This window comes from Rathayibacter agropyri, assembly GCF_013249015.1.
In the GTDB taxonomy this organism is placed as follows: domain Bacteria; phylum Actinomycetota; class Actinomycetes; order Actinomycetales; family Microbacteriaceae; genus Rathayibacter; species Rathayibacter agropyri.
In genome coordinates this window covers 385,588-411,148 of sequence record NZ_JABRPL010000001.1, presented here as the reverse complement: position 1 = coordinate 411,148, position 25,561 = coordinate 385,588, and the positions used below count along the sequence as shown (strand labels likewise).

The window sequence follows — 25,561 nt, the reverse complement described above, 5'->3', positions numbered from 1 at the left end:
TGAGCCGGGCGCTGGTGAATTGGGAAAGCGGCACGCTCGTCGTCGGCGCCTACGGTGTCCCCCTCGCGTCGTACGCGACCGTTCCGCCTTCCACGCCACCATCGATGGTCTGCGCGAGGGCTTTCGATGAGCCGCCGCCACTACTTCGCGTCGCTGCTGATTGTGCCCGGTCTCGACGTGATGGTCGTCTAGGCCCGCCTTTGACACGGGTCGGCGAAGATGACGCTCGGCACCGACGGGCACAAGTCACCCGACAAAGACGAATCCGCACGAGCGGCCGGTGCACAGGTGCCGGCCGCTCGTGCGGACTCCGTGCGGACTAACTCCGCTACTTCCGCCGGATCTCGTTAGACCCCGTAGTACAGCTCGAACTCAAACGGGTGCGGGCGCTGCGCGAGAGGCTTGATCTCCTTCTCGCGCTTGTACTCGATCCAGGTGTCGATGAGCTCCTGAGTGAACACGCCCCCCTGAAGCAGGAAGTCGTGGTCAGCCTCGAGAGCGTCGAGTGCCTCACCGAGGGTCGCGGGGACCTGCGGGATGAGCTTGGCCTCCTCAGGGGGCAGCTCGTAAAGGTCCTTATCGACGGGCTCGTGCGGCTCAATGCGGTTCTTGATGCCGTCTAAGCCCGCCATCAGCTGCGCGGCGAATGCGAGGTACGGGTTCCCTGAGGCATCCGGCGCGCGGAACTCGATGCGCTTGGCCTTCGGGTTCGTGCCCGTGATCGGGATGCGGATCGACGCGGAGCGGTTACCAGCCGAGTAGACCAGGTTGACCGGCGCTTCGAATCCGGGGATGAGGCGGTGGTACGAGTTGACCGTCGGGTTGGTGAACGCAAGGACCGCGGGGGCGTGCTTGAGCAGGCCGCCGATGTACCAGCGCGCGACGTCCGAGAGTCCGCCGTAGCCGTTTTCGTCATAGAACAGGGGCGTACCGTCGTTCCACAGCGACTGGTGGGTGTGCATGCCTGAGCCGTTATCGCCGAAGAGGGGCTTGGGCATGAACGTGGCGGTTTTGCCCCACTGCTCGGCCGTGTTCTTGACGATGTACTTGAACTTCAGGATGTCGTCGGCCGCGTGCACCATCGTGTCGAAGCGGTAGTTGATCTCGGCCTGGCCGCCCGTGCCCACCTCGTGGTGGGAGCGCTCGAGGATGAGGCCGGCGTCGATCAGCTTGAGGCAGATGTCGTCGCGGAGATCGGCCTGCTTATCGACCGGGCTGACCGGGAAGTAGCCGCCCTTGTACGGAGTCTTGTTGCCGAGATTGCCGCCCTCCTCGACGCGTCCCGAGTTCCAGGCGCCCTCGACCGAGTCGACGGAGTGGAAGGCGGAGTTTTGCGTGACCTCGTAGCGGACGTCGTCGAAAATGTAGAACTCGGCCTCGGGGGCAAAGAACGCGGTGTCGGCGATGCCGGTCGACGCGAGGTACTTTTCGGCCTTCTTGGCGACCTGGCGCGGATCCTTGGAGTAGATCTCACCATTGCGCGGGTTGTAGATGTCGAAGACGAGGATCAGCGTGCGCTCGACGCGGAACGGGTCCACGTAGGCGGTGGTCACGTCAGGGATCAGCTGCATGTCCGATTCGTGGATGTTCGCGAATCCGCGGATCGACGACCCGTCGAAGAGCTGGCCGACGGAGAAGAATTCCTCGTCGACAGTCGAGGCGGGGATGTTGAAGTGCTGCTGGACACCGGGAAGATCGGTGAACCGGATGTCGAGGAACTTGACGTCCGTGTCCTTGATGAACGTGAGCACCTCGGAAGAATCTTTAAACATGCAAAGGTCTCCAATGGCGTAACGGGTGGCTGCAGAGCGCAGCCGTTTCAGGGTAGTGACAGGGGGTTTCCCCACCGTGTCCCTTCTGTTTCCGTTATGTTACGTGCCCGCACGGGTGCGCGCCTGGCCGTGTCGATCGTGCCGCACCTCCGTCGATAGAATTGGAGGATGCCAGGAGCCGACCGAAGGACCTTCGCTAACGCAGCCCCGAGCGAGTACCCGGGGGAGCGCCTGGGTCTGCCGCGGGAGGGCCGTCTTTCGATCGGCCGGTCCGGGCGCCGCATCGCCGCGCTGGCCGTTGATTTCGCTGTCTCGGCCGTGCTCTCGCTCGCGTTTTTCGACTACGACCGCTGGGCGAGTCTCCTGCTGTTCGTTCTGCTGCAGGCGGTCTTTATCCCGACCATCGGCGGCAGCGTCGGCCATCGTCTGCTCGGGATGCGCGTCATCCGTCTCGGCGGTGGCTGGGTGGGTGTGTGGCGTCCGCTGGTGCGCTCGGTGCTGCTGGCGGTGCTGGTGCCCGCTCTCGTCTGGGATTCGGACCAGCGGGGGTTTCACGACAAAGTGGCCGGCACAGTGCTGGTGCGGTACTGACCGCCCTTCGTGACAACGGGCCGACGGGGGATGACCCCGATCGGCCCGTTCATACAACGGTCAGCGCGAGCGCTGCGGCCGAACCTTGAAGGGATCGACGCCCTTGGGGATGGGCAGCGAGGTGTTGAGAGAGGCCAGACGATTCTTGACCGCGATGACCTCCGCCTTGGTGAGGACTTTCTTTGTCTTCGCAAGGCGGCTCGGGACCCGGTGCAGCGGCACAGCGTCAGCATCCGGGCCGACGATGACGAAGGTGACGGGCACGTTCGGCAGGATGCGGGTCACCTTGCGTCGCTCGTCCTCGAGCATCCGTTTGGTGCGACCGGCGGGGCCCTCGGCGATCAGCACGACACCGCCGCGACCGACCGCTCGGTACACCGCGTCTTGAGTCTTGCCGTTGACCGCAACGGGCATCTCGCCGCCGGTCCAGGTGCCGCGCAAGCCGCTGCGCAGGACCGCGCCCACCGCGCCGGGCTGCCCGGCAATCTGACCGTAGGCCGCACGTTCGGCACGACGGGAGAGAACCGCGAGGCCGGCCACGAGACCCGCCATGACGCCCACCAGAATCCAGAGAGCGATGACGAAACCGTTGCCGTTCCCGAGCACTATGCCGAGCAGGACGCCGAGAAGGATCGGGAGGAGGAGCGCGAGGAGAATGACCCAGACGGCGCTGCTGTCGTAGCGGCGGGTCATCTGGAACACCTGCCACATCTGCTTGAGACGTCCGGGTTCCTTGGCCGCCTTCGTTGACGGTTCCGTGCTGCGTGCCATGCGTTCAAGGATACCGAGCACACACGAGGCGGCGGACCCGTGAGCGTGATCGGGCTCCTCCACAGGCGAACGCTCGTGCGATTCGTCCACAGAATGACGCCGGGACCGTCTGCTGCCTCGGGGAGCGGGCCACGCTCGGATTATGAGATCGAGGAGCGCCGGGCGACGCGGCAGGATCGGCGGCTGCCGAGTCGTCGAGCGGACGCCGCATGGTCTTCTCCTCGTGGACGACGACGGCGCCGAGTTCACCGCGCGGCGGCTCAGGCGGCGCGAGGCCGAGGTGGTCAGGGAATCCCCGGTTGCCCGCCTCCCGGCCCATCGGCATCGGGAAGCCCTCGTGAGGATCGTCCCTTCCCGTGGTCGACGCGCGGTCGTCGCCACGCCGTCCACGGTCACCACCGGCGAGCAGCTGCTCACTTTGGAGCGACCGTTGCGGCTGGGGGCCGCGATTACTCTCCTCGGCCCGGTGATCGGAGCGGTCCGCTCCGCAGAAGCCCTCGGCGTACATCTAGCCCCGACGGCCGCCGACATCGGGCTGACTTCGGATGGGCGGCCCCTGCTACTCCTGACGACCCCCTCCGTTCCGTCGGCTCGGGAGACGTGCGCTGCGTTGCGGCGGCTGATCACCCAGGTAGGAGAACACTGCGCCGAGTTGCCCGTCACGCTCCTCACCGAGCAGGGCGACCTCCTCGCGCTCGAGGGGCGGCTCTACGGTCTTGCAGATCCCGAGGGCATCGGCGATGTCCGCCTCAGAGCGGGGATGATCACCACGCTGGTCCGACGACAGGAGCGCACTCTTGCCTCAGCCGCACGCCACCGGCGGCGGCATCCCCTCGACGGCTGGCGGTCCCGGCTCCAGGATGTCGTGGTGCGCCGTCGCGGCCCTCTCCTCGCGGCCGCCGTCATCGTGCTCGGCGCGGTAGTTGCGGGAGTCCTCGGGACGTCGCCGTCCGGTCGGCCGGATCATCCCCGCGCCCCGATCGCTGCGTCCCCTTCTCGCAGTCCGGCGCCCGAGCCCCCAGCCATGCCGGCGTCCTCCGGAGGTCTGCCGTCGTCACCGGAGCCCACGGGCACGGTTCCCGTGGCGGCCGAAGCGGAGGCGGCGGCGCACCTGCTCGTCGAGGCGGCACTGGCCTGCTCCGACGCCGACTGCCGTCGAGCGTTGACCACAGCGGAGTCGCCGTTGCGCACGTCCGCCGGTGCACTCGCCGAGCGACTCCCCGCGCAGGCCGGTGTCGGGGTGATCCTCGCTGACGTGAACGGCTCCTCCGCGGTGGTCGACCTCGAGACGGCCCCGGGTATGACAGCGGCCTCCGTCCTCATCATGAGGACGGAGGCCGGCTGGCTCATCCGCGACGTCTATGCCGGAGCGGCACCGTGACGAGCCGACTCAGCGCGGGAGCCTCAGATGCCCAGGTCGTCCTCGAACGAGCCCTCCTCGAGGCGCTCCTTGATGGCGACCAGGAAGCGCGCGGCGTCGGCACCGTCGACCGTGCGGTGGTCGTACGAAAGTGCGAGGAACACGGTCGAGCGGATGGCAATGGCGTCTGCACCATCGACCTGCACGACCGCTGGCTTCTTCGTGACAATGCCGGTGCCGAGGATGGCGGTCTGCGGCAGGAACACGACGGGCGTGTCGAACAGCGCACCGCGCGATCCCGTGTTGGTCAGCGTGAAGGTGCCACCCGCGAGCTCGTCGGGCTTGAGCTTGTTGTTGCGTGTGCGCTCTGCGAGGTCGCCGATGGTGCTGGCGATCTGCGCGAGGTTCAGCTCGGAAGCGTTTTTGAGCACGGGGGTCAGCAGGCCGCGCTCGGTGTCAACCGCAATGCTGATGTTCTCGTGGTCCGGGTAGACGATCGACTCGCCGTCGAGGGTCGAGTTAATGACCGGGTAGGCCTTGAGGGCCTCGGCTGCGGCGAGGGCGAAGAACGGGAGGAAGGAGAGCTTCGCGCCGGTCTTCTCCTGGAAGCTCTTCTTCACCGAATCGCGGAAGCGCGCAATCGCGGTCACGTCGACCTCGATGACCGACGTGAGCTGAGCGCTCGTCTGCATCGACTCGACGGCTCGCTGTGCAAGGACCTTGCGCAGTCGAGACATCGGCTGCGTAGTGCCGCGCAGGGGAGAGGTCTCGAGCGGAGTGCGCGCAGCCTTGGCGGCAGCGGTGCTCGGAGCCGACACCGGAGCGGCGGGAGCCGACTTCGCGGCCTCGACGGCGTCGAGGACATCCTGCTTGCGAATGCGACCGCCGACGCCGGTGCCGGTCAGGGCCGCGAGGTCGATGCCATGCTCACTCGCGAGCTTGCGGACGAGCGGAGTCACGTAGCCGGGGTTGGAGTCGGTGGGCTCAGGAGCCGTGGCGGGCGCGGCAGCCGCGGCGACCGGAGCTGGAGCGGCCGCAGCGGGCGCGGGAACCGAGGGGGCGGGCGCGGCCGCCTCCGGCGCAGAGGGCGTCTCGGCCGCCGGAGCGGGCTCGGGCTCGGCCGGCGCGGGCACCTCGGCATCGCTGTCGGCGTCGACCGATGGGGTCGCCTCCTCGGTGGGCTCGGTCTCGGCGGCCTGAACCTCCGGCTCCTGCTCAGCGGGCGCTGCGGGCTCGGACGTGGAGGGCGTACCGGAACCATCGCCGATGCGCACAAGCTCAGCGCCAACCTCGACGGTCTCGTCCTCCTGGACGAGGATCTCCTCGATCACGCCGGCGACGGGCGACGGAATCTCTGTGTCAACTTTGTCGGTCGAGACTTCGAGCAGGGGCTCGTCCACCTCGACGCGGTCCCCGACGTTCTTCAGCCAGCGGGTGACCGTTCCTTCCGTGACACTCTCTCCGAGTGCCGGGAGGCTGACGGATTCGCTCATGAGCCTGTCTCCTTAAAACGCTTGTGCTTCGATGTTCAGCTTACTGATGCGGAAACGGCGGGTCGCCGCACCGCAGTAGTTCTACAGTGCGTGCAACGGCTTGCCTGCCAGAGCGAGGTGCGCCTCGCCGAGCGCCTCGTTTTGGGTCGGATGCGCGTGGACGAGAGGGGCGACATCCTCGGGGTGCGCCTCCCAGTTCACGATGAGCTGCGCCTCGCCGATCAGTTCGCCCACCCGGGCGCCAACCATGTGGATTCCCACAACGGGACCATCCAGCACCCGTACGACTTTGACAGAACCGGTGGTGCCGATGATGGTGCTGCGTGCGTTGCCGCCCAGGCCGTAGTCGTAGGTCGCTACGCGCTCGGCGCCGTACTCCGCGATCGCCCGCTGCTCGCTGAGACCGACCGAGGCGACCTCGGGGTCGCTGTAGGTCACTTTCGGAACGTTCACGTCGGAGACGACCTGCGGACCGAGTCCGGCGATCTCCTCCGCGACGAAAATGCCCTGCTGAAAGCTCCGGTGCGCAAGTTGAAGGCCAGGCACGATGTCGCCCACCGCGTAGACCCCGGGCACCGAGGTCTGCAGGCGCTCATCCGTCAGCACGTAGCCGCGGTCGAGGCGGACCCCTACCTCGTCGAGGCCGATACCCGCGGTCACGGGTCCGCGGCCCACGGCGACCAGGAGCAGCTCGCCCTCGATGGTCGCTCCGCTCTCCAGCGAGACGCTTACGCCCTCATTCGACTGCGACACCGAGGCGACGCGCGAGCCGAGCTGAAAGGCAATGCCGCGACGACGGAAGGCCCGCTCAAGCTGCTTGCTGACGCTCTCATCCTCGTTGGGCACGAGGTGGGGGAGCGCCTCGATGATGGTGACCTCGGCGCCGAACGACCGCCACACGCTCGCGAACTCGACGCCGATGACTCCGCCGCCGAGGACCACCACCCGCGAGGGCACGTGGTCGAGTTCGAGGGCGTGATCACTCGTGAGGACGCGTCCGCCGATCTCGATACCGGGAAGGGTGCGCGAAGCAGACCCCGTCGCAACGATGATCGAGGAACCGTGCACAGTGTGCTCGCCCACCGTCACGGTGCCCGGGGCGGTCAGCCGGCCCTCACCGGAGATCACGGTGATCCCTCGCGAGGACACGAGGCTCTGCAGACCCTTGTACTTGCCCGCCACAACGCCCTCGCGGTAGCGAGTGACGCCCGGCATGTCGATCCCGGCGAAGCTCGAGAGCACGCCGTACTTCTCTCCGTCGCGCGCGCCGTCGGCCAGCTCAGCGGCATGCAGGAGCGCCTTCGTGGGCACGCAACCGCGGTGCAGGCAGGTGCCGCCGAGCTTGTCCCGTTCGACGAGCGCCACGCTCATCCCGAGCTGCGTCGCCCGCAGGGCTGCTGCGTACCCGCCGCTGCCACCTCCGAGCACGACCAGGTCGTAGCGCTCTTCCGACACCCAGTGACTCCCTCGCGACGTGCGGTCCCGCTGCCTCGTCAACCAGCTCCGGCGCGCAGCGCCCAGCGGATCGGGAAGGGGGACGAGGCGGAGTTTCCCGCCCCCACGACCCTACTACGCGCGTGCGAAGCGCTCAGCCAGCGCGATCAGCGCCCGGACGGAGACCCCGGTCGCACCGACGCCGGTGAAGCCGTAGGCGCCGCCCCCGTTGCTCGCCGGGCCTGCGATGTCGAGGTGCGCCCACGGGATGGTGGTCGCCTCGTCACCCTCGCCCCGCGTTCCGACGAACTCGCGGAGGAAGTGCGCCGCGAGCAGCATGCCGCCGGCGGTGTTGCCCGGCTTGATATTCGCGATGTCGGCAATGTCGGAGTTCAGGAGGGGCCGCAGCTCGGCGGGGAGTGGCATGTGCCAGAAGGATTCGCCCACGATGCGCGCGGCTTCGAGCACGTCGGCGACGAGCTTCTCGTCGCCCATTGCGCCGACCGTGCGGTTGCCGAGGGCGACGACGGACGCCCCGGTGAGCGTCGCGACGTCGATGATCGCGTCAGGCTGCTCCTCGCTCGCGGCGACGAGGCCGTCAGCGAGCACGAGCCGTCCCTCGGCGTCCGTGTTCAACACCTCGACCGTCGTCCCCCCGCGGAGGGTGAGGACGTCGTCCGGTCGGATTGCGGTGCCCGAGGGCAGGTTCTCGGCGACGCAGAGCCACGCGGTGGTGCGGACCGGCAGGGCGAGTTCCGCGATAGCGCGCACCACGGCGTACACGGTTGCGGCACCCGCCATGTCGGTCTTCATCCCGATCATCGAAGCCGGTGGCTTGAGCGACAGTCCGCCACTGTCGAAGGTGATGCCCTTGCCGACCAGGGCGAGGTGGGTACGAGCACCCTCGGGGGAGTAGGCCACCTTCACCAGACGCGGCGGGCGGGAGGATCCGCTGCCGACACCGAGGATGCCGCCAAAACCACCCTCGGCGAGGTCTTTCTCGTCCCAGACGGTTACTTCGAGGGGCAACCCCTCGATCCCGTCCTGCACGGCCTCGGCGAGTGTCTGCGGGTAGAGATGAGAGGGCGGAGTGTTGACGAGATCCTTCACCGTCGACACCGCGCGCCCGAGCACGAGGGCACGGTCGAGAATGTTCGAGTCAGCGGATTCGCCGGAGCCCAGAAGGACGACGTGCTCGACGGGCGGCTTGACCGAGGAAGCGGTGCCGCCACGGAAAGCGGTGAAGGCATAGGCACCGAGAGCGGCACCCTCGGCGACCGCGGCGAGAGTGCCGTCCGATCCGGCGGGAAGAGACAGCGCGACGGACGCGCAACCGGCGAGCGAGCGAACGGCCAGACCGGCAGCGGACCGCAGGGCGGCGTCGTCGGGTTCGGCCGAGCCCAATCCGACCAGGACGACGACCCCGGCGTGCACCGGCGAGGGAACGCGGATGACCGACTCCGCCGCGCCGGTCGCTCCCAGAGCGGTGAGCGAGGACGCCAACTCCTCGAAGCCCTCCACGCCGATGAGTCGCGGTCCGTCCGGTCCCGGAGCAACGCCCAGCACGAGGGCGTCGGTGTCGATCTCGGAGGCGGGGACGGTCGAGTATTCGAGAGAGGAGAGGGGCATGGCGGCAATGCTAGGCGCTGTTCGCTCAGGGCTCAGCGGAGCCGGCCGGGCGGGACAGAGCCCCGTCTAAGCTTGTCCGCATGCTGGATCCGGAAGACCTGTTCGAGATCGAGGGAGACCTCTCCGAGATCCCCCGTGGGTTGCAACTGGTCGCGGGGCTCACCGGATCGGCGGATGCGGGCGGCGCCGTCGGTCAGCTCGGGGAGTACCTGTTCGACACGCTCGAGCACCGCTCCGTCGCCGTCTTCGACCAGGACCAGCTTCTCGACTACCGCGCTCGGCGGCCCATCATCACGTTCGACCAGGACCACCTCACGGACTACCGTCCGGCGATGTTGCGGCTCTCGCTCGCCCACGACGAACTGCATCAGCCCTTCCTTTTGCTCACCGGCTTCGAGCCCGACTTCCAATGGGAACGGTTCACCCGTGCCGTGGTGTCGCTGGCCACCCGTCTCGACGTTGCGTCGACTACCTGGGTGCAGGCGATCCCGATGCCGGTTCCGCACACTCGGCCCGTTGGCGTGACCGTCAGCGGAACCCGCGAGGACCTGGTCGATGCGATGTCCGTGTGGAAGCCGCACACGCAGGTGCCCTCCAACGTCCTGCACCTGCTCGAGCTTCGCCTCTCCGAGCGCGGGCTCGTCGTCGTCGGCTTCGCTCTGCTCATTCCCCACTACCTTTCGGACACGGAGTACCCGCAGGCCGCGGTTGCGGCTCTCGAGAGCATTTCGGCGGCGACCGGCTTGATCTTCCCCACCGACCGACTCCGCGAGAGTGGTCGAGAGTTCCTGGCCAAGGTCGACGAACAGGTTGCCGGGAACGAGGAGTTGCAGAAGCTGGTGTCGGCCCTCGAAGCCAGGCACGACACCTACATGGAGGGAACGAGCCTCCGTTCGCCGCTGACGGACGAGGACGGTTTCGTACCGAGCGCGGACGCCATCGCCGCGGAACTGGAGAAGTTCCTCGCCATCCGCCGACCCGGCGACGAGCCCACCGCCTCCTGACCGCAGGCCGACGCTCTCTGGCGTCGGTAGGATCTGCGGAGTGCGAGATGGTCGAGCCTGGTTCGTCTTCGGCACCGGAGCGTTCGCGTACCTGGTTGCCGTTCTCAATCGCACGACCCTTGGCGTGGCGGGCATTGATGCGGCGGAGCGATTCGGAGTTACTGCGGCGGTCCTCTCGACCCTCGCGGTCGTCCAGCTGATCGTGTATGCGGGGATGCAAATCCCTATCGGGATCCTGATCGACCGCTTCGGGCCGCGCGCACTCATCCTCAGCGGGACGGCGCTGATGATGGCGGGACAGGTCGTGGTGGCGGTCGCGCCGAGCATCAGCGTCGCTGTCCTCGGGCGCGTTCTTCTGGGAGCGGGCGATGCCGCGATTTTCACCTCCGTGATCCGCCTCACGGTGACCTGGTTCAGCGGCCCGATCGTCCCCCAGCTGTCGCAGTGGACCGGAAACATCGGTCAGATGGGTCAAATCCTCTCAGCCCTTCCCTTCGCCGCCGTTCTGCACAGTTTCGGCTGGACTCCTGCGTTCCTCTCTGCCGCGGGCTTCGGCGCTCTCGCGTTCCTCGCCGTTCTCTTCCTGATCAGCGATGTGCCACCGCGCGCGGAGCACGTCGTCCCGGTACCGACGACGCTGCGGGCGACTGTCGCGCAACTCGGAGTGAGTCTGAGCCGGCCCGGGACACAGCTCGGCTTCTGGTCGCATTTCACGACGCAGTCCTCGGGCACGGTCTTCACGCTGCTCTGGGGCTACCCGTTCCTCGTCTACGCGATCCAGCTGCCTCCGGCGGTCGCGGCACCCACCCTGACGATCGTTGTCGTTGCCGGCATGGTGGTCGGCCCTGTCCTGGGAGTGCTCACCGCGCGCTACCCGACGCGCCGCAGCAACTTGGTGCTGGGGATCGTCTCGGCGATGGGCCTTGCCTGGACCGCGGTGCTGCTCTGGCCGGGCGTCCCGCCGTACTGGCTTGTCGTGCTCCTCCTCATCGTCGTGGGAGCGGGCGGCCCGGGCTCGATGATCGGCTTCGACTTCGCCCGTACTTTCAACCCGTCGCGGAGTCTGGGTGCGGCGAACGGTGTCGTCAACGTCGGCGGATTCCTCGCGAGCTTCACGATGATGTTCGCGATCGGCCTGATCTTGGACGCTCTCGCGGGCCCTGGCGCGTCGTCGGAGCAGACCTACTCCCTCGAGCACTTCCGCGTCGCCTGGTGCGTCCAGTACGTCGTGATTGGCGCCGGGATCGTGGGGCTGCTTGTTTCTCGGCGCCGCACCCGACGCCGCCTCGCAGAGGATGAGGGAATAACCGTGGCACCGCTCTGGGTTGCACTGAATGACCGTTTGCGCCGCGGCCGCGCGGGGCGCTGATTGTCATCTGCCTCCCATCGCTCGCCGAGAGACGTGATCCCGAAGCGGCCTGGTCAGGCTGTTCTCGGCCCGCGAGGGGCGCAAGCGCACCCCACCGCACTGCTGCACTACTCAGACGTGCAATAATTGTCAATAGGACCCGTTCGGGTCGAGGAGCACCAGGCCCACGTCGGGCGTGCAACGTCCTCGACTTGACATGGGTCCTCGTAATGCCCACCGACGAACGACGCATTCCCGGCGTCGTCCGCCTCCGGGACGCAACGGATGGAGAGGTGCCGCCATGGCCACCAGAGCTACCAAGACCGCAACGCTCGACGCCGTCGATGACGACGTGACGACGACCACTAAGAAGCCCGCGACGCGCAAGCCCGCGGCCAAGAATGCGGCGACGAAGACGACCGCCGCCAAGACGACTCGATCGCGCGCGAGCACAAAGGCCGCTACTCCCGCCGACGCTGACGAGGAGCCAACGGAGGCGGTCGAGCCCGACGAGGCCGAGGTGGCTGAGGACGACGAGACCGAGGTTGTCGTCGAGGACACCGAGACCAAGGATGACGTGGAGATTCCGGACGCGCCCGTCGCCGCCGTGACGACGCCGGAGGAGCCGCTTCCGAGCGGCGCGCTCGTCCTCTCCTTCGGCGGCGAGGACGACGAGGTCCCGGTCTACTCGACCGCGATCACGGGCGCGACGGCCGACCCGGTCAAGGACTACCTGAAGCAGATCGGCAAGGTCGCGCTCCTGAACGCGGCTGAGGAGGTCGAGCTCGCGATGCGCATCGAGGCCGGTCTCTTCGCCGAGGACAAGCTTGCGAACTCGTCCGAGCTCAGTCCTGAACTCGTCCGCGAGTTGCGCTGGGTCGCGAAGGACGGCCAGCGCGCGAAGAGCCACCTCCTCGGGGCGAACCTCCGACTCGTGGTCAGCCTCGCCAAGCGCTACACCGGTCGTGGGATGCAGTTCCTCGATCTCATCCAGGAGGGCAACCTCGGCCTCATCCGTGCCGTCGAGAAGTTCGACTACACCAAGGGCTTCAAGTTCTCGACCTACGCCACGTGGTGGATCCGCCAGGCGATCACCCGCGCGATGGCCGACCAAGCACGCACCATCCGCATCCCGGTGCACATGGTCGAGGTCATTAACAAGCTCGCCCGCGTGCAACGCCAGATGCTGCAAGATCTGGGCCGCGAGCCCACTCCCGAGGAGCTCTCGCGCGAGCTCGACATGACTCCGGAGAAGGTCATCGAAGTGCAGAAGTACGGCCGTGAGCCGATCTCGCTGCACACACCCCTGGGCGAAGACGGCGACAGCGAGTTCGGTGACCTCATCGAGGACACCGAGGCTGTCGTCCCGGCCGACGCGGTCGGCTTCACCATGCTGCAGAAGCAGCTGGAGTCGCTGCTCGACTCGCTGTCAGAGCGCGAAGCGGGCGTTATCCGCATGCGCTTCGGCCTCGGTGATGGCATGCCCAAGACGCTCGATCAGATCGGCGACACGTTCGGCGTCACGCGAGAGCGGATCCGCCAGATCGAGTCCAAGACGATGGCTAAGTTGCGCCATCCGTCCCGCTCGCAGTCACTCCGCGACTACCTCGAGTAGGCCGGTGATCCGCTACGCTCCGGCGGTCCTCCTGGGAAGGGCCGCCCGGTTCGCAGCGCGGGTGCGAAAGCCAGGCGGGGGATCCGCCGTACCCGGGCTCGTCGTGAACCGCCTCGCACCAGGCTTCCTTCCCGCTGTGCTGAACGGCTTTCCGGAGGGACTCGTCGTCGTGACGGGATCCGCGGGCAAGTCGACGACGACGAAGATGCTCGTCGCCGTGCTCCGCGCGCACGGCGTCCGTGTGTTTACCAATCCCTCGACCGCGAATATCGCCCAGGGGCTTACCTCTGCCCTGCTTGAGCGAGCCGACCTCCGCGGCCGGATCGATGCGGACATCGCCGTTCTCGAGATGGACGAGGGGCACGGTGCGCGGCTCGCGCCACGTCTGCGTCCTCGCGTGGTGTTGCTCACGAATGTGGTGGTCGATCAGATCGACCGTTTCTTCGACCCCGCGATGGTCGCGCGAATGCTCGCGGTGATCGCTGCCCGGGCGACCGGACGGGTGGTGCTGAACGCCGACGATCGGCACGTCGCTGACATCGCGAGCGGTCTCTCCGACGACATGGTCCGTTGGTACGGCGTCTCCGACTCGGTCCGCGCCGGTTTCCCGGGCGGTCTCGGCTCCGCGTCCGACGCCAAGGGCGGCGCCCGGGCCACCACTGTCGTGGAGTCGACCCAGGGGGATGCCGCTGAGATCAGGAGTGACGGGGACGCGCTCACCGTCCGCCTCCCGGCCCGGGGCGTCCACTACGCCGTCGATGCCGCAGCGGCTATCTCGACCGCTCGGGCGGTGCTCGCCGAGCGCTTCGATCCCGCCGCGACCGCCAACGCCCTCTCGTCGATCGCCCCCGTCTTCGGCCGGGGCGAAGTTGTGACCGTTCGCGGCCAGCAGGTGGAGTTCGTCCTGGTGCAGAACCCGGCGAGCTACCGTCTCAACATTGCCGAGATTCCGGAGGGCACTGAGCAGATCATGCTCGCGATCGGCTCTGACGTCCGCGATCCGTCGTACTTCTGGCCCGTTGACACCTCCGTTCTGCGGCGCGTCCGCGTCGTCTCCGGATCACAAGCCCACGAAGCCGCGCTGCATCTGCGCTACGACGGAGTCGCAATCGACGCGGTGGACGAGGACCTCGGACGAGCGCTCGACGGCTTCCTCGCCCTGCCGACGCCGACGATCGGGCGCAAGACGATCGTCTTCTCGGCAGACTCGATGCGCCGCACACGCTCCCACCTTCAACTCACCAGCAACCGTGAGGAGACGGAATGACCACACTGCGCATCGCGGTACTCGCCCCCGACGTCCTCGATACCAATGGCGACGCCGCGAACGCGCGTGTCCTCGCCGCTCGCGCTCGCTGGGCCGGAGCGGATGCCGAGGTCGTCCCGCTCGCCAGACCGGAGGACGCCGAGGTGCGACCCGACGTGCTGGTCGCGGGCACCGGTGCAGAGGAGGACCTCCCGGCCGTCCTCGAGTTTCTGCGCACGGTTGCCTCGACCCTGCACGCCTGGGTTGCCGAGGGCACTCAGGTCGTCGCCGTCGGAGCCGGCTGGGAGCTGATGGCGCAGTCCCTCGTCACGCCCTCGGGCGTACTCGAGGGCATTGGACTGTTTCCAGGCCGTTCAGTCGCCGGAGATCGGGTCGCAGACGACCTCGTGGTCGAGACGGCGGATGGCGTGCTCATCGGCTTCGAGAACCACGAGCGCCGAATGACCGGCATCTCCGCGGAGCAGGCGCTCGGCCGTGTCCTCCACGGGACCGGCGACGGAGCAGGCTACGAGGGCTACTCCGTGGGGGGTCTGCTCGGTACGCATGTGCACGGCCCCCTGCTGGCGAAGAACCCCGTGCTGGCCGATATCATCCTTCGGCGCGCCCTTGGCGACGCCTACGCGACCAGCGACGAGCGGATTCGCGCGGTGGATGACACGGCACGAGCCGCCCGCAATGTGATCGCGAAGCGGCTCGGTGTCGGTCGGTAGCTCGGTGTGGGTCGGTAGAGCACACGCTCGCTCGCCTGGCTGAGTCTAGGGGAGCGCTAGGGGCGCTGCTCCTCGAAGAGCCGGGCGGACTCGTCATGCCAGCTCTGGGCGATGCTGGAGAGCTTTTCCTGGTACTTCTTACCGTGGTGCGCGCAGAACAGCAGTTCTCCGTTGTTTACCACCACTCGGATGTATGCCTGCGCACCGCAGCTGTCGCAGCGGTCGGCGCCGGAGAGCTGGTGGGCACCGGCGAGTTCGTCCACGCCATTCTGGGTTGCTGTGGTCGACATGACTTGGCCTCCTGCGCTCGGTCTTCGATCTCTGCTGAGTGTCCATCAAAGCATGCGGATGTTTCCTGGCGGAGTCGATCAGACTGCATTTCGCTCTGCGCGTAGGCGGGTCGATCGGCGCAGCGACGTGCTGAGTGCCTCGGACGCGCCGCAGCGGGCGTAGCGGCCGCCCGAAAGTAGACTCGACGGATGGCCTCCACCGACTACAACGCCCGGCACCTCTCCGTCCTCGAGGGTCTCGAGGCGGTCCGGAAGCGGCCGGGTATGTACATCGGCTCGACCGATTCGCGCGGACTGATGCACTGCCTGTGGGAGGTGATCGACAACTCCGTCGATGAGGCCCTTGCGGGGCACGGCAACGAGATCAGCGTGCTGCTGCACGCCGACGGGAGCGTCGAAGTCCGCGACCGTGCCCGCGGAATTCCCGTCGATAGTGAGCCCAAGACCGGGCTCTCCGGGGTCGAGGTCGTCTTCACGAAGCTGCACGCAGGCGGAAAGTTCGGCTCCGGCTCCTACGCCGCGTCCGGCGGGCTGCACGGCGTCGGCGCCTCGGTGGTTAACGCTCTGTCAGAGCGGCTCGACGTCGAAGTCGATCGCAACGGCCGGACGTACCGGATGTCCTTCCACCGCGGCGAACCGGGGCGCTTCGCCGATGCCGGCGAGCCGACTCCGGACGCGCCGTTCACGCCGTTCGAGAACGGCTCCGAGCTCACGGTCATCGGAAAAGTCGCCAAGGGAGTCACTGGCACCCGCGTGCGCTACTGGGCCGACCGCCAGATCTTCACGAAGGGCGCGACGTTCCAGTCGGACGACCTCGTCACTCGAGCGCGCCAGACGGCGTTCCTCGTCCCCGGGCTCACTATCGACATCGTGGACGACCGGGCGCAGGAGCGCCGCGCCGAGATGTTCCGTTACGACGGCGGCATTTCGGAGTTCGTCGAGTTCCTCGCCCCCGACGCGCCGGTGACCGACGTCCTGCGCTTGACCGGCTCGGGTACCTTCACCGAGACCGTCCCCGTGCTCACCCCCGGTGGTGCGATGGTGCCCACCGAGGTCGAACGCACCTGTGAGGTCGACATCGCCCTGCGCTGGGGGACCGGCTACGAGACCGTCCTACGCAGCTTCGTCAACATCATCTCGACGCCCAAGGGCGGGACGCACCAGACCGGGTTCGAGCAGGGCCTGCTCAAGCTGCTCCGCTCGCAGGTGGAGGCGAACGCCCGGCGCCTCAAGGTCGGCTCGGACAAGCTCGAGAAGGACGACGTGCTCGCAGGCCTCACCGCGGTGCTGACCGTGCGTCTCCCCGAGCCGCAGTTCGAGGGCCAGACCAAGGAGGTTCTCGGAACGCCGGCGGTGCGCGCGATCGTCGCGAGCACACTCGCCTCGACGCTGGGCGCAGTCTTCTCCTCGACCCGCCGAGAGGACAAGGCGCAGATGTCGCAGCTGCTCGAGAAGGTCGTCGCCGAGATGAAGTCGCGCATCTCGGCCCGCGCGCACAAGGAGACGCAGCGCCGCAAGAACGCACTGGAATCGTCCTCGCTACCGGCCAAGCTCGTGGACTGCCGCAGCAACGACGTCGAGAACAGCGAACTCTTCATCGTCGAGGGCGATTCCGCTCTCGGCACCGCGAAGCTCGCCCGCAACAGCGAATATCAGGCGCTGCTGCCTATTCGCGGCAAAATCCTCAACACTCAGAAGGCCAGCATCGCCGACATGCTCTCGAACGCGGAGTGCGCATCGATGATCCAGGTGATCGGCGCGGGATCCGGCCGCTCGTTCGATCTTCCGGCGGCCCGCTACGGGAAGATCATTTTGATGAGCGACGCCGACGTCGATGGTGCGCACATCCGCACCCTGCTGCTCACTCTGTTCTTCCGCTACATGCGCCCGCTCGTGGAGGCGGGCCGGGTCTTCGCGGCCGTGCCGCCACTGCACAGGCTCGTCGTCATGAACGCCGGTAAGAAGCCGAACGAGACGATCTACACGTACTCCGAGAAGGAGCTGCAAAGCGTCCTCGCCGCGCTGGGCAAGGCGGGCCGGCGCTACCAGGACCCGATCCAGCGCTACAAGGGCCTGGGTGAAATGGATGCGGACCAGTTGGCGACGACCACAATGGACCGCGCCCGCCGCACGCTCCGCCGAGTCCGCGTGGCCGATGCCGAGAATGCGGGACGCGTTTTCGAGCTGCTGATGGGCAATGACGTCGCCCCACGCAAGGAGTTCATCGTGCGCGGTTCGGAGTCGCTCTCGCGGGATCGCATCGACGTCTGAGGTCGGTGGCGCGAGCGCTCAAAGCGGCGCGAGCGCTCAGAACAGCTCAGGTGCTGCTCCGATAGACGCGATCGGTGCGGCGAGGGCGACCCCGGATCCGTCGCGCTTCATCCCCGAATCGGGGAGCGATGCGACCGAGCCGTCGGCCTCGAGGGCGTGAGCCGGGCCGGGACCGACCCACGCGACCCCGAGAGCCGTCTCCCCACGGAGGAAGCGCTGTGCGCGGACTCCGCCGGTCGCCCGCCCCTTGGCCGGGAACTCGGAGAAGGGCGTCACCTTGGCGCTACCGGTGTCGGTGCCTGTCAGTGCCCAGCTGTCGACGGCGACGGTCGCGACGACAGCGTTCTCGCGGTCCTGCGCCGTGACCACTCCGAAGTGCACGACGCCGTCGGTCTCGCCGAGCTTCACTCCGGCCATGCCCGCCGCGGTGCGACCCTGGGGCCGGACAGCGGAGGCGCTGAATCGCAGGAGTTGCGCCTCGCCGGTGATGAACACGAGTTCGTCGTCGTCGGTCGACCCGGCTGCGCCGACCACGGCATCCTTCGGCTTCAGGGCGATCAACTCACTATCGGGCCGGTTGGGCAGCTCGCCGGGGGCAACGCGCTTGACGACGCCCTGCAGTGTCCCGAGCGCGATGGGCCGCGGGTCATCGAGAGCAACGAGCGACAGCACGCGCTCGTTCTTCGCCAGATGCGGGAGGTACTCGGCCATGCGCACGCCCGCCCCCAGCTGCACCGAGGAGGAAGGCACAGCCGGAACGTCGACGGGGGAGAATCGCAGGAGGCGCCCGGCAGTTGTCACCGCGCCGATCTCCGTGCGTGTCGTCGTGTCGAGCACGCTGAGGATGGCATCGTGTTTCGAGCGGCGGGTGGCGCGTTCGGGGTGCGGAGCCGCCTCCGGGTCACGGTCGACGCGCACCATCCGGCCGGTGGTGCTGAGCAGGACGCGGCACGGCACGTCGGCGATCTCGAGCACGGCTGCCGCCTTGCGCCCCGTGGTGGCAATCGAGGGGCGCGCCTCTGTCAGGAGGGTGCGACGAGGGGTGCCCAGGCGCTGGGCGACTTCGTCGAGCTCGTCCGACACGAGTTCATCAATCCGCGCGCGGCTGGCGAGTAGCGCCTCCAGCTCGGCGATCTCGGCCAGCAGGGTGTCGCGTTCGGCCTCGAGCTCGATGCGCGAGAACTTGGTCAGGCGGCGCAACTGCAGCTCGAGGATGTAGTCGGCCTGCAGCGTGCTGAGCTCGAAGACCTCGATGAGCCGGGCGCGTGCGGCGGCCGTGTCGTCGCTGGTGCGGATGAGTTGGATGACCTCGTCGATGTCGAGGATCGCGATGAGCAGGCCCTCCACGAGGTGCAGGCGCTCCTGGCGCTTGCGCAGCCGGTAGCGGGAGCGGCGGGTGACGACCTGTACGCGGTGGCCGATGTAGACCTGCAGGAGCTCTTTCAGGCCGAGCGTGCGGGGGCCGCCGTCGACCAGCGCGACGTTGTTGATCGCGAAGGCGTCTTCGAGCGGCGTGTAGCGGTAGAGCTGCTCAAGCACCGCCTCCGGGCTGAAGCCGGTCTTGATGCCGATGACCAGCCGGAGGCCGTTGTCGCGATCCGTGAGGTCGGTGACGTCTGAGATCCCGCTGAGCTTTTTGTTCTGCACACCGTCCTTGATTTTGTCGATCACCTTTTCGGCGCCGACGAGGTAGGGCAGCTCGGTCACGACGAGGCCCGATTTGCGGGCAGTGATGCTCTCGACGGAGACGCGCGCACGGGTCTTGAAGCTGCCCCGGCCGGTCGCGTACGCATCGCGGATCCCTGTGAGGCCGACGATTGTGCCGCCGCTGGGGAAGTCGGGGCCGGGCACGAACGACATCAGGTCATCGAGGGAGGCGTCGGGATGCGCGATGAGGTGCCGCGCTGCTCCGATGACCTCGACCAGATTATGCGGCGCCATGTTGGTCGCCATGCCCACGGCGATGCCGCTCGCGCCGTTGACGAGGAGGTTGGGGAAGGCCGACGGCAGCACCTCGGGCTGGTCGTGGGAGTTGTCGTAGTTGGGCACGAAGTTGACGACGTCCTCGCCGAGGTGCTCGGTCATCGCTGTGGCTGCCGGGGCGAGCCGCGCCTCCGTGTATCGGGCCGCGGCGGGACCGTCGTCCAGGGAGCCGAAGTTGCCGTGCCCATCGACGAGCGCCACCCGCATCGTGAACGGCTGCGCCAGCCGCACGAGGGAGTCGTAGATCGACGCGTCGCCGTGCGGGTGCAGCTTGCCCATCACCTCGCCGACCACCCTCGCCGACTTCACATGGCCGTGATCGGGACGCAGGCCCATCTCGCTCATCATGTAGAGGATGCGGCGCTGCACCGGCTTCAGGCCGTCGCGGGCATCGGGCAGCGCTCGGGAGTAGATAACCGAGTACGCGTACTCGAGGAACGAGCCTTCCATCTCGGCCGAAACGTCGACGTCCTCGATTCGCTCGGTCAGCGAGGATCCGGAGGAGGGGGCTGCTGCGTTCATGACTCACTTCGGTGGCGGGCGCGGACGGCGGGGAGCGCCTGGCGAACGGACGACTCCCGAGAGGGAGCCACGGGCGACAAGCGGGACGGAGGATCGAGGTACCGGTGGGGAGGCGGCACTGTGCCGGTCCGGGCGCGCAGTCCTGCCCGTCCATTCCGCAGCGTCGGCCCGGCGGGGACGGCGACGCTGTGCGAAACTGGGCGCGATGACCCACATGATACCGTCCGCCCCTGCCGGGCGGCGGTGCCTCGCCGATGTCCTGCCGGGAGCGCTCGACGCGCTCCTCGGCCGCCCCGGGCTCTTGGGGTCTCCTCACGTCGAGCGGATCCTGCTGGTCCTCGTGGACGGCCTCGGTGCGGCGAACCTCCGACAGCGCTCCGGGCACTCGCGGGTACTCGCGCCCGCGCTGAATCGCGCCAGCACGATGGTCTCGGGATTCCCGACCACCACGGCATCCGCCCTCGCCAGCCTCACCACCGGGCTGCGGCCGGGGGAACACGGGATGGTGGGCTATCGCGTGCTTGACCGCGCCTCGGACCGCCTCGTGAACCAGCTCTCTGGCTGGGACGACCGCATGGTTCCCGAGCAGTGGCAGCCGCGCCCGACCGTGTTCGAGCGAGCAGTCGCCGAGGGCATTCGTACCGCTGTGATCGGCCACCCGCGCTATGCCCGCTCGGGTCTCACCCGGGCCATCCTCCGCGGTGCGGAGTACCACTCGGCCGGCACCATCGCCGAGCGCTTCGCCGCGGCGCGAGCGCTCTTCGACCAGGGCGGCCGGCACCTCGTCTACCTCTACGTCCCCGAACTCGACCAGGTCGCACACGCACGCGGCTGGGAATCGCCGGAGTGGACCGCGGCGCTCGAGCAGCTCGACGGCGAACTCGAGACCGCCACTCGCCTCCTCCGAGGCCGCGAGGGGCTTGCGGTCACGGCCGATCACGGGGTGATCGATGTGCCTGCCTCGTCGCACGTCCTTCTCGAGCGCCCGCTGCTCGACGGTGTCCGCCACCTCGGCGGGGAGCCGCGTTGCCTCCAGTTGCACCTCGAGGCGGGCGTCGACGCCGACGAGGTCGCGGGACGCTGGGCCGAGGCCGAGGGCGAGCGGGCCTGGATTGGCACCCGGTCACACATCGCGGCGAGTGGCTGGTTCGGCGAGGTCGGTCCGGCGGCGGCCGAGCGGATGGGTGATGTGTTCGTCGCCGCTCGCAAGGCGATTGCCTACTACGCGGCCAGCGACTCCTCCGGTCGTTCGATGATCGGCCAGCACGGCTCGCTCACGCCCGAGGAGACCCAGGTCCCCCTGCTCTGCTTCGGGGCGCTCGCGACGAGCTGAGCCGGGACCGTCCCGCGAAGAACGACCACGTCAGTCGTCGCTGCGCGCCCCGAAGACGATATCGTCCCAGCTCGGCATCGATGCTCGGCCCCGTCGCACGCTCCCGCGCGCGGCCGTCGGCTGCTCGGGCGCCGGCGGAGTGGCGCGCGGCAGCTCCGGCGCCTTCTCCACGACGGGCACCTCGGCGTCGTGCTCGGGCTCCTCGCGGACACGCAGGGAGGAGGCGTGATCGCGCTCACCGCGGCGGCGGCGCAGGGCGTCGAGCAGATCGGCGGTGTCGTTCAGATTCCGCTCGCGTTGCTCCGTGGTGCTCGTGACGGGGCGGGGGAGCGTCGAGATCGGACGAGGGGTCTCGGCCAGGGCCGGCTGCGGCTCCGTGTCGGAGGGGCGGACGGCGGCGGGACGCGCATGCGGCATCGCGGCCGGGCGACCCGCAGTGGGGTGATCGGCTCGCGACGACCGCGTCGCCGACTGCGGGGCGCTGGAATCGGGGTCGAAGCGGGTCGCCAACTCGTCGACCGCGGCGGGGACCACGGCGCGCAGGCGCGGGATCAACGTCGGCCGGATCTCGCCCTGCTGCGAGAGGGTGACCGCCTCGGCGGTCAGGGGCGAGAGGAGTGCCTTGCGCGGGTCGAAGCGCCAGCGGGCGTCGTGGTCGATCTCGTCCGAACGGAAGAGGAGCTTCACGATCCAGCCTTCCTCCTCCTTCCAACTCGACCACTGCTCGCCCTCGGCGCCGAGGGCGACGAGGCGCTCGCGGATGACGTCCCCGAACGGGGTCCCCTCTTCGAGGGGGTCAGGATCGGTGCTCGTGTACACGCGGACCGCGAGGGCGGAGGCGACGACGTGCTCGCGTTCGGCGGTCACCGGCCCCTCGAAACGCTGAACGTAGTCGAGGTCGGCGCCCGTGAGTTCGGCGACCTCGTCAGCCGAGAGCCCCGAACGAATATGGGCCTGGATCTCGCGCGGCGACACACGCTTCTCCCGTGGCGGGAGAGAGTGGACGCGGGGCCGAAGCTGGCTCTGCAGCGTCTCGTCGATGCGGACGGAGAACCGCTCGCCACCCTCCGACACGAGGACCAGAGATCCGCCCTCGACGCCGATCACCTTCAGTTCCATCATCGTGGGAGACCTCTCTTCTGGACGCGGACGGGCCAAGGATGCCACGCCCCGCTGCGATCGGCCGGGAATACCCCGGGCGGGTCGAAAGTTGGTGGGGGAGGAAGCGGAGTGGATGGTGTCAAGAGCCGCACGACGTAGTTTGCGAATTGATCAATCGTGATGCACACTGACCCCGCCGATTTGTTGAACAGCTAAATAAGAAGTGGATGGGAATGGCTACGGACTACGACGCCCCCCGCAAGACCGATGACGACTCCGAGTCGATCGAGGCCCTGAAGGAGCGAGTCCCCGACAAGATGTCCGGAGTCGTCGACGTCGATGACGCCGACAACCCTGGCGGATTCGAACTGCCCGGCGCCGATCTGTCCGACCTCGATCTGGACGTCGTGGTCCTTCCGCCCCAGGCGGACGAGTTCACGTGCGTGAGCTGCTTCCTCGTGAAGCACCGCTCGCAGATCGACCACGAGGAGAAGCTCGGACCGATTTGCCTGGAGTGCGCCGCCTAGGCGCCTGGCAAACCTGAAGGACGACCGCTCCGTCGCCGTGATCCCCGGATCGCGGCGACGATGTCGTTGGGGCGCCGACTCGAGAGCAGCCAGTACGGCGTCGGGTCCTCCGGGTCCTCGATCGGCACCCGCACCACGTCCTTCACCCAGCCGCGGATGACCAGGTAGGCCCGTGCGTCGAGCCGGGGGCCGCGTTCGGCGAACGCCTGCCGACCGGTGTGAGCACTGGGCTCGCCCACCAGCTCAAGCGGGATGTGCGCGCGACCGGCGCGCAGCTCTCCCTCCGCCACCTCGATCGTGGGCGAGAGGGCGAGCAGCGAGAGCACGCAGCCGGAGTAGAGCACGACCGCCACGATCGCCCCGACCACGAGGTCGATCGGTGCGAAAACCAGGATGCTGGCGGGAATGACGAGGGCGGTGGCGACGAAGAGCCACGGCGCAGGCCACAGCCTCTCTCGGTAGGACGGCATGACCCTATTGCACCAGACGATTGGTCTACCCTCGTCACGTGCTTGCAACCGTCGACGTCCCCATCCGCGCTAATCGGCCGCCCACGTACGCTCTGCCGGGCGATGCCGGAGCCGACCTGCACTCGAGTGAAGACGTCGAACTCGCGCCGGGTGAACGGGCGAGCGTCGGCACCGGTGTCGCGATCGCTCTGCCAGAAGGGCACGCCGGCCTCGTCGTCCCGCGCAGCGGGTTGGCCTTCGTGCACGGCGTCACCATCGTCAACGCCCCGGGCACGATCGACGCGGGCTACCGCGGCGAGATCCGGGTCGCACTGTTGAATACCGACAGCCGCGCGAGCTACCGCGTCTCGGTGGGCGACAGGATCGCGCAGCTCGTGATCGTCCCCATCGTCCGGGCTCGCTTCACTGCCATCGACGAGCTTCCCGAATCGGTCCGAGGCACGGGCGGTTTCGGATCCACCGGATACGCCGTCGGCGCCCGAGATCCCAGAACTCACGAGGAGAGCGCATGAGCGACATCCAACCCACCGCCGACGAGGCACTCGAGCCGGTCCAGCAGGACTTCGAGAAGTCCGCTCCGCAGGACCGCGCGGAGGCGGGCCCCCTCGACGAGCGCGAGGCGAACCCGGTTCGCCCGTACATCGACCTCGGCGGGGTGAAGGTGCTCCCGCGCGAGGGGATGCACATCCGCCTCGAGGTCGAGGAGGGCACGAAGCGCGTCATCGCCGTGGGCCTGGATTACGCGGGCTCGACGCTGCAGGTGCAGCCCTTCTCGGCGCCACGATCGTCTGGGCTCTGGCACGAGATTCGCGGGCAGATCGGAGAGCAGATCGGCCGCCAGGGCGGCGCGATCACGGAGCGCGACGGCGTGTTCGGCCCCGAGCTGGTCGCCGAACTGCCGGTCGCCGGCGGTCAGACGCGAGTAGCGCGCTTCGTCGGCGTCGACGGTCCCCGCTGGTTCCTCCGCGGAGTGATCGCAGGGGCGGGCGCGGTCGATGAGCAGGCCGCCGCCGCTGTGGAGGAGCTCTTCCGCAGCATCGTGGTGGTCCGAGGCAATGGCCCGATGCCCCCGCGCGACCTCATCCCGCTCAAGGTGCCCACCGGCAGCCAGACTCAGCAGAGCGCGAGCTGATCCCCATGGAGCCGGGCCGATCCGAGCGCGAGGAGCCCGCCGAGCCGGCGCGCCCCGAGGTGAGTGAGGCGATCGCCGAGGCGGCCCGCCGCTCTGGGCTCGGAGTCGTTGCGACGGGCGAGCCTTTCGACGGCCGCGCGTTGCTGCGCACGATGGGCGGGGTGCGCGGAATCCTCGAGGCCGTCGTTCCGGGCATCGCCTTCGTCCTCCTCTATACGATCACGGCCGATCTCGTGCTCTCGCTCGCCGCGTCGGTCGGGCTCGCACTGGCCTTCACCGTCGCACGCGTCCTCGGTCGCACCCCCGTCATCCAGGCTGTCGGCGGCCTACTCGGAGTGGTGGTGTCGGCGGCCCTCGCGCTGTTTACCGGACGCGCTGTCGACAATTTCGTGCCCGGCCTGATCACGAACCTCGCCTACGGACTGGTGTTCCTGATCTCGGTGCTCGTGCGCTGGCCGCTGATCGGCGTGGCTGCTGGCTACCTGATGGGGGACGGGACCGCCTGGCGCAACGACCGACGCAAGCGCCGCCTCTTCGCCGTGCTGACCCTCGCCTGGGCGGGACTGTTTCTCCTGCGCCTGGCAGTGCAGTACCCGCTGTTCCTTGCCGAGGACACGACGGCGCTCGGTACCTGGAAGCTCGTCCTCGGCCTTCCTCTCTACGCACCGCTGCTGGTGCTCACCGTTCTCGCGGTCCGGGCGGAGTATCGCGGAGTTGCGGAGCACAAGGATGCGGGCGGCCCTTCGGAACATGCGTAGAATTGTCTCGACGTCGAGATAAATAGCACCCGCCTCCCCGCATCGTCGCGGAGGGGATGACCGGGAGCGGCGACGTTGTCGAGTTAGGTCCTCCTTGGTGGCAGGTCGCTGTGCGCGGTCGTCAAGATGAGGGCGGAGAGCGGCGCCGCCCGTCGGCGGACGCTGCAGTCAGCGAAGGAG

The 25,561-nt window shown here is 68.2% G+C and carries 22 protein-coding genes; 13 read left to right on the top strand and 9 right to left on the bottom strand.

Annotated elements, in window-relative coordinates; genetic code table 11:
• Positions 1-347: 347 nt before the first annotated feature.
• Positions 348-1,772, bottom strand: a complete 1,425-nt coding sequence (gene glnA, locus HRF29_RS01875) for a type I glutamate--ammonia ligase (RefSeq protein ID WP_173243834.1) — start codon at positions 1,770-1,772, stop codon at positions 348-350.
• 168 nt (positions 1,773-1,940) lie between these two features.
• Here glnA and HRF29_RS01870 point away from each other — a divergent pair, with 168 nt between their 5' ends.
• A complete protein-coding gene (locus HRF29_RS01870; RefSeq protein WP_173243830.1) occupies positions 1,941-2,363 on the top strand; it encodes an RDD family protein in 423 nt (140 codons plus the stop codon).
• Between the two features lie 60 nt (positions 2,364-2,423).
• On the opposite strand, the gene HRF29_RS01865 is transcribed toward HRF29_RS01870, so the two are convergent.
• Positions 2,424-3,134, bottom strand: coding sequence for a DUF4191 domain-containing protein (locus HRF29_RS01865; RefSeq protein ID WP_173243827.1), 711 nt, complete (start codon positions 3,132-3,134; stop codon positions 2,424-2,426).
• Between the two features lie 142 nt (positions 3,135-3,276).
• Here HRF29_RS01865 and HRF29_RS01860 point away from each other — a divergent pair, with 142 nt between their 5' ends.
• Positions 3,277-4,515, top strand: coding sequence for a hypothetical protein (locus tag HRF29_RS01860; RefSeq protein ID WP_173243824.1), 1,239 nt, complete (start codon positions 3,277-3,279; stop codon positions 4,513-4,515).
• Positions 4,516-4,538: 23 nt separating this feature from the next.
• Here HRF29_RS01860 and sucB read toward each other — a convergent pair whose 3' ends face one another.
• From sucB to HRF29_RS01845, 3 genes are all read right to left on the bottom strand, one after another.
• Positions 4,539-5,987 carry a 2-oxoglutarate dehydrogenase, E2 component, dihydrolipoamide succinyltransferase gene (gene sucB, locus HRF29_RS01855; protein ID WP_173243821.1) on the bottom strand — a complete coding sequence of 483 codons (1,449 nt, stop codon included), beginning with the start codon at positions 5,985-5,987 and terminating at the stop codon, positions 4,539-4,541.
• A gap of 81 nt (positions 5,988-6,068) precedes the next feature.
• Positions 6,069-7,442 carry a dihydrolipoyl dehydrogenase gene (gene lpdA, locus HRF29_RS01850; RefSeq protein ID WP_173243818.1) on the bottom strand — a complete coding sequence of 458 codons (1,374 nt, stop codon included), beginning with the start codon at positions 7,440-7,442 and terminating at the stop codon, positions 6,069-6,071.
• Between the two features lie 114 nt (positions 7,443-7,556).
• Complete coding sequence (locus HRF29_RS01845) at positions 7,557-9,050, bottom strand: leucyl aminopeptidase (protein ID WP_173243815.1); 1,494 nt, start codon at positions 9,048-9,050, stop codon at positions 7,557-7,559.
• An 80-nt stretch (positions 9,051-9,130) separates the two neighbouring features.
• Here HRF29_RS01845 and HRF29_RS01840 point away from each other — a divergent pair, with 80 nt between their 5' ends.
• From HRF29_RS01840 to HRF29_RS01820, 5 genes are all read left to right on the top strand, one after another.
• Positions 9,131-10,054, top strand: a complete 924-nt coding sequence (locus tag HRF29_RS01840; protein WP_173243812.1) for a proteasome assembly chaperone family protein — start codon at positions 9,131-9,133, stop codon at positions 10,052-10,054.
• Between the two features lie 40 nt (positions 10,055-10,094).
• Positions 10,095-11,423 (top strand): MFS transporter, encoded by a 1,329-nt coding sequence (locus HRF29_RS01835; protein ID WP_173243809.1) that lies wholly within the window; start codon positions 10,095-10,097, stop codon positions 11,421-11,423.
• Positions 11,424-11,703: 280 nt separating this feature from the next.
• Positions 11,704-13,017 carry an RNA polymerase sigma factor gene (locus tag HRF29_RS01830; RefSeq protein WP_173243806.1) on the top strand — a complete coding sequence of 438 codons (1,314 nt, stop codon included), beginning with the start codon at positions 11,704-11,706 and terminating at the stop codon, positions 13,015-13,017.
• A 4-nt stretch (positions 13,018-13,021) separates the two neighbouring features.
• Positions 13,022-14,284, top strand: coding sequence for a Mur ligase family protein (locus tag HRF29_RS01825; protein ID WP_173243803.1), 1,263 nt, complete (start codon positions 13,022-13,024; stop codon positions 14,282-14,284).
• Positions 14,281-14,994, top strand: a complete 714-nt coding sequence (locus HRF29_RS01820; protein ID WP_173243800.1) for a type 1 glutamine amidotransferase — start codon at positions 14,281-14,283, stop codon at positions 14,992-14,994. The genes HRF29_RS01825 and HRF29_RS01820 overlap by 4 nt, the downstream gene beginning before the upstream one ends.
• Before the next feature lie 56 nt (positions 14,995-15,050).
• Here the strand turns inward: HRF29_RS01820 and HRF29_RS01815 are convergent, their stop codons facing one another.
• On the bottom strand, positions 15,051-15,284 hold the full coding sequence (locus HRF29_RS01815; protein ID WP_173243796.1) for a DUF7455 domain-containing protein: 234 nt from the start codon (positions 15,282-15,284) through the stop codon (positions 15,051-15,053).
• A 189-nt stretch (positions 15,285-15,473) separates the two neighbouring features.
• Between HRF29_RS01815 and HRF29_RS01810 the strand changes: the two genes are divergently transcribed.
• Positions 15,474-17,555, top strand: a complete 2,082-nt coding sequence (locus HRF29_RS01810; RefSeq protein ID WP_173243793.1) for a DNA gyrase/topoisomerase IV subunit B — start codon at positions 15,474-15,476, stop codon at positions 17,553-17,555.
• 36 nt (positions 17,556-17,591) lie between these two features.
• On the opposite strand, the gene HRF29_RS01805 is transcribed toward HRF29_RS01810, so the two are convergent.
• Positions 17,592-20,060, bottom strand: a complete 2,469-nt coding sequence (locus HRF29_RS01805) for a DNA gyrase/topoisomerase IV subunit A (RefSeq protein WP_173243790.1) — start codon at positions 20,058-20,060, stop codon at positions 17,592-17,594.
• Between the two features lie 205 nt (positions 20,061-20,265).
• Between HRF29_RS01805 and HRF29_RS01800 the strand changes: the two genes are divergently transcribed.
• A complete protein-coding gene (locus tag HRF29_RS01800) occupies positions 20,266-21,393 on the top strand; it encodes an alkaline phosphatase family protein (RefSeq protein ID WP_173243787.1) in 1,128 nt (375 codons plus the stop codon).
• 30 nt (positions 21,394-21,423) lie between these two features.
• Here the strand turns inward: HRF29_RS01800 and sepH are convergent, their stop codons facing one another.
• Positions 21,424-22,515, bottom strand: a complete 1,092-nt coding sequence (gene sepH, locus HRF29_RS01795) for a septation protein SepH (RefSeq protein ID WP_173243784.1) — start codon at positions 22,513-22,515, stop codon at positions 21,424-21,426.
• 212 nt (positions 22,516-22,727) lie between these two features.
• On the opposite strand from sepH, the gene HRF29_RS01790 reads away from it, so the two are divergent.
• On the top strand, positions 22,728-23,021 hold the full coding sequence (locus HRF29_RS01790; protein WP_055792269.1) for a DUF4193 domain-containing protein: 294 nt from the start codon (positions 22,728-22,730) through the stop codon (positions 23,019-23,021).
• Here the strand turns inward: HRF29_RS01790 and HRF29_RS01785 are convergent.
• Positions 23,018-23,491: a DUF3093 domain-containing protein gene (locus HRF29_RS01785; RefSeq protein ID WP_173243781.1), complete on the bottom strand. Its 474-nt coding sequence runs from the start codon at positions 23,489-23,491 to the stop codon at positions 23,018-23,020. The genes HRF29_RS01790 and HRF29_RS01785 overlap by 4 nt on opposite strands.
• 38 nt (positions 23,492-23,529) lie before the next feature.
• Here HRF29_RS01785 and dut point away from each other — a divergent pair, with 38 nt between their 5' ends.
• The 3 genes from dut to HRF29_RS01770 are packed head-to-tail and all read left to right on the top strand — an operon-like array spanning position 23,530 to position 25,381.
• Positions 23,530-24,003: a dUTP diphosphatase gene (gene dut / locus HRF29_RS01780; RefSeq protein WP_173243778.1), complete on the top strand. Its 474-nt coding sequence runs from the start codon at positions 23,530-23,532 to the stop codon at positions 24,001-24,003.
• Positions 24,000-24,623, top strand: a complete 624-nt coding sequence (locus HRF29_RS01775; protein WP_173243775.1) for a DUF3710 domain-containing protein — start codon at positions 24,000-24,002, stop codon at positions 24,621-24,623. The genes dut and HRF29_RS01775 overlap by 4 nt, the downstream gene beginning before the upstream one ends.
• A gap of 5 nt (positions 24,624-24,628) precedes the next feature.
• Positions 24,629-25,381 carry a DUF3159 domain-containing protein gene (locus HRF29_RS01770; protein WP_173243772.1) on the top strand — a complete coding sequence of 251 codons (753 nt, stop codon included), beginning with the start codon at positions 24,629-24,631 and terminating at the stop codon, positions 25,379-25,381.
• Positions 25,382-25,561 lie beyond the last annotated feature (180 nt).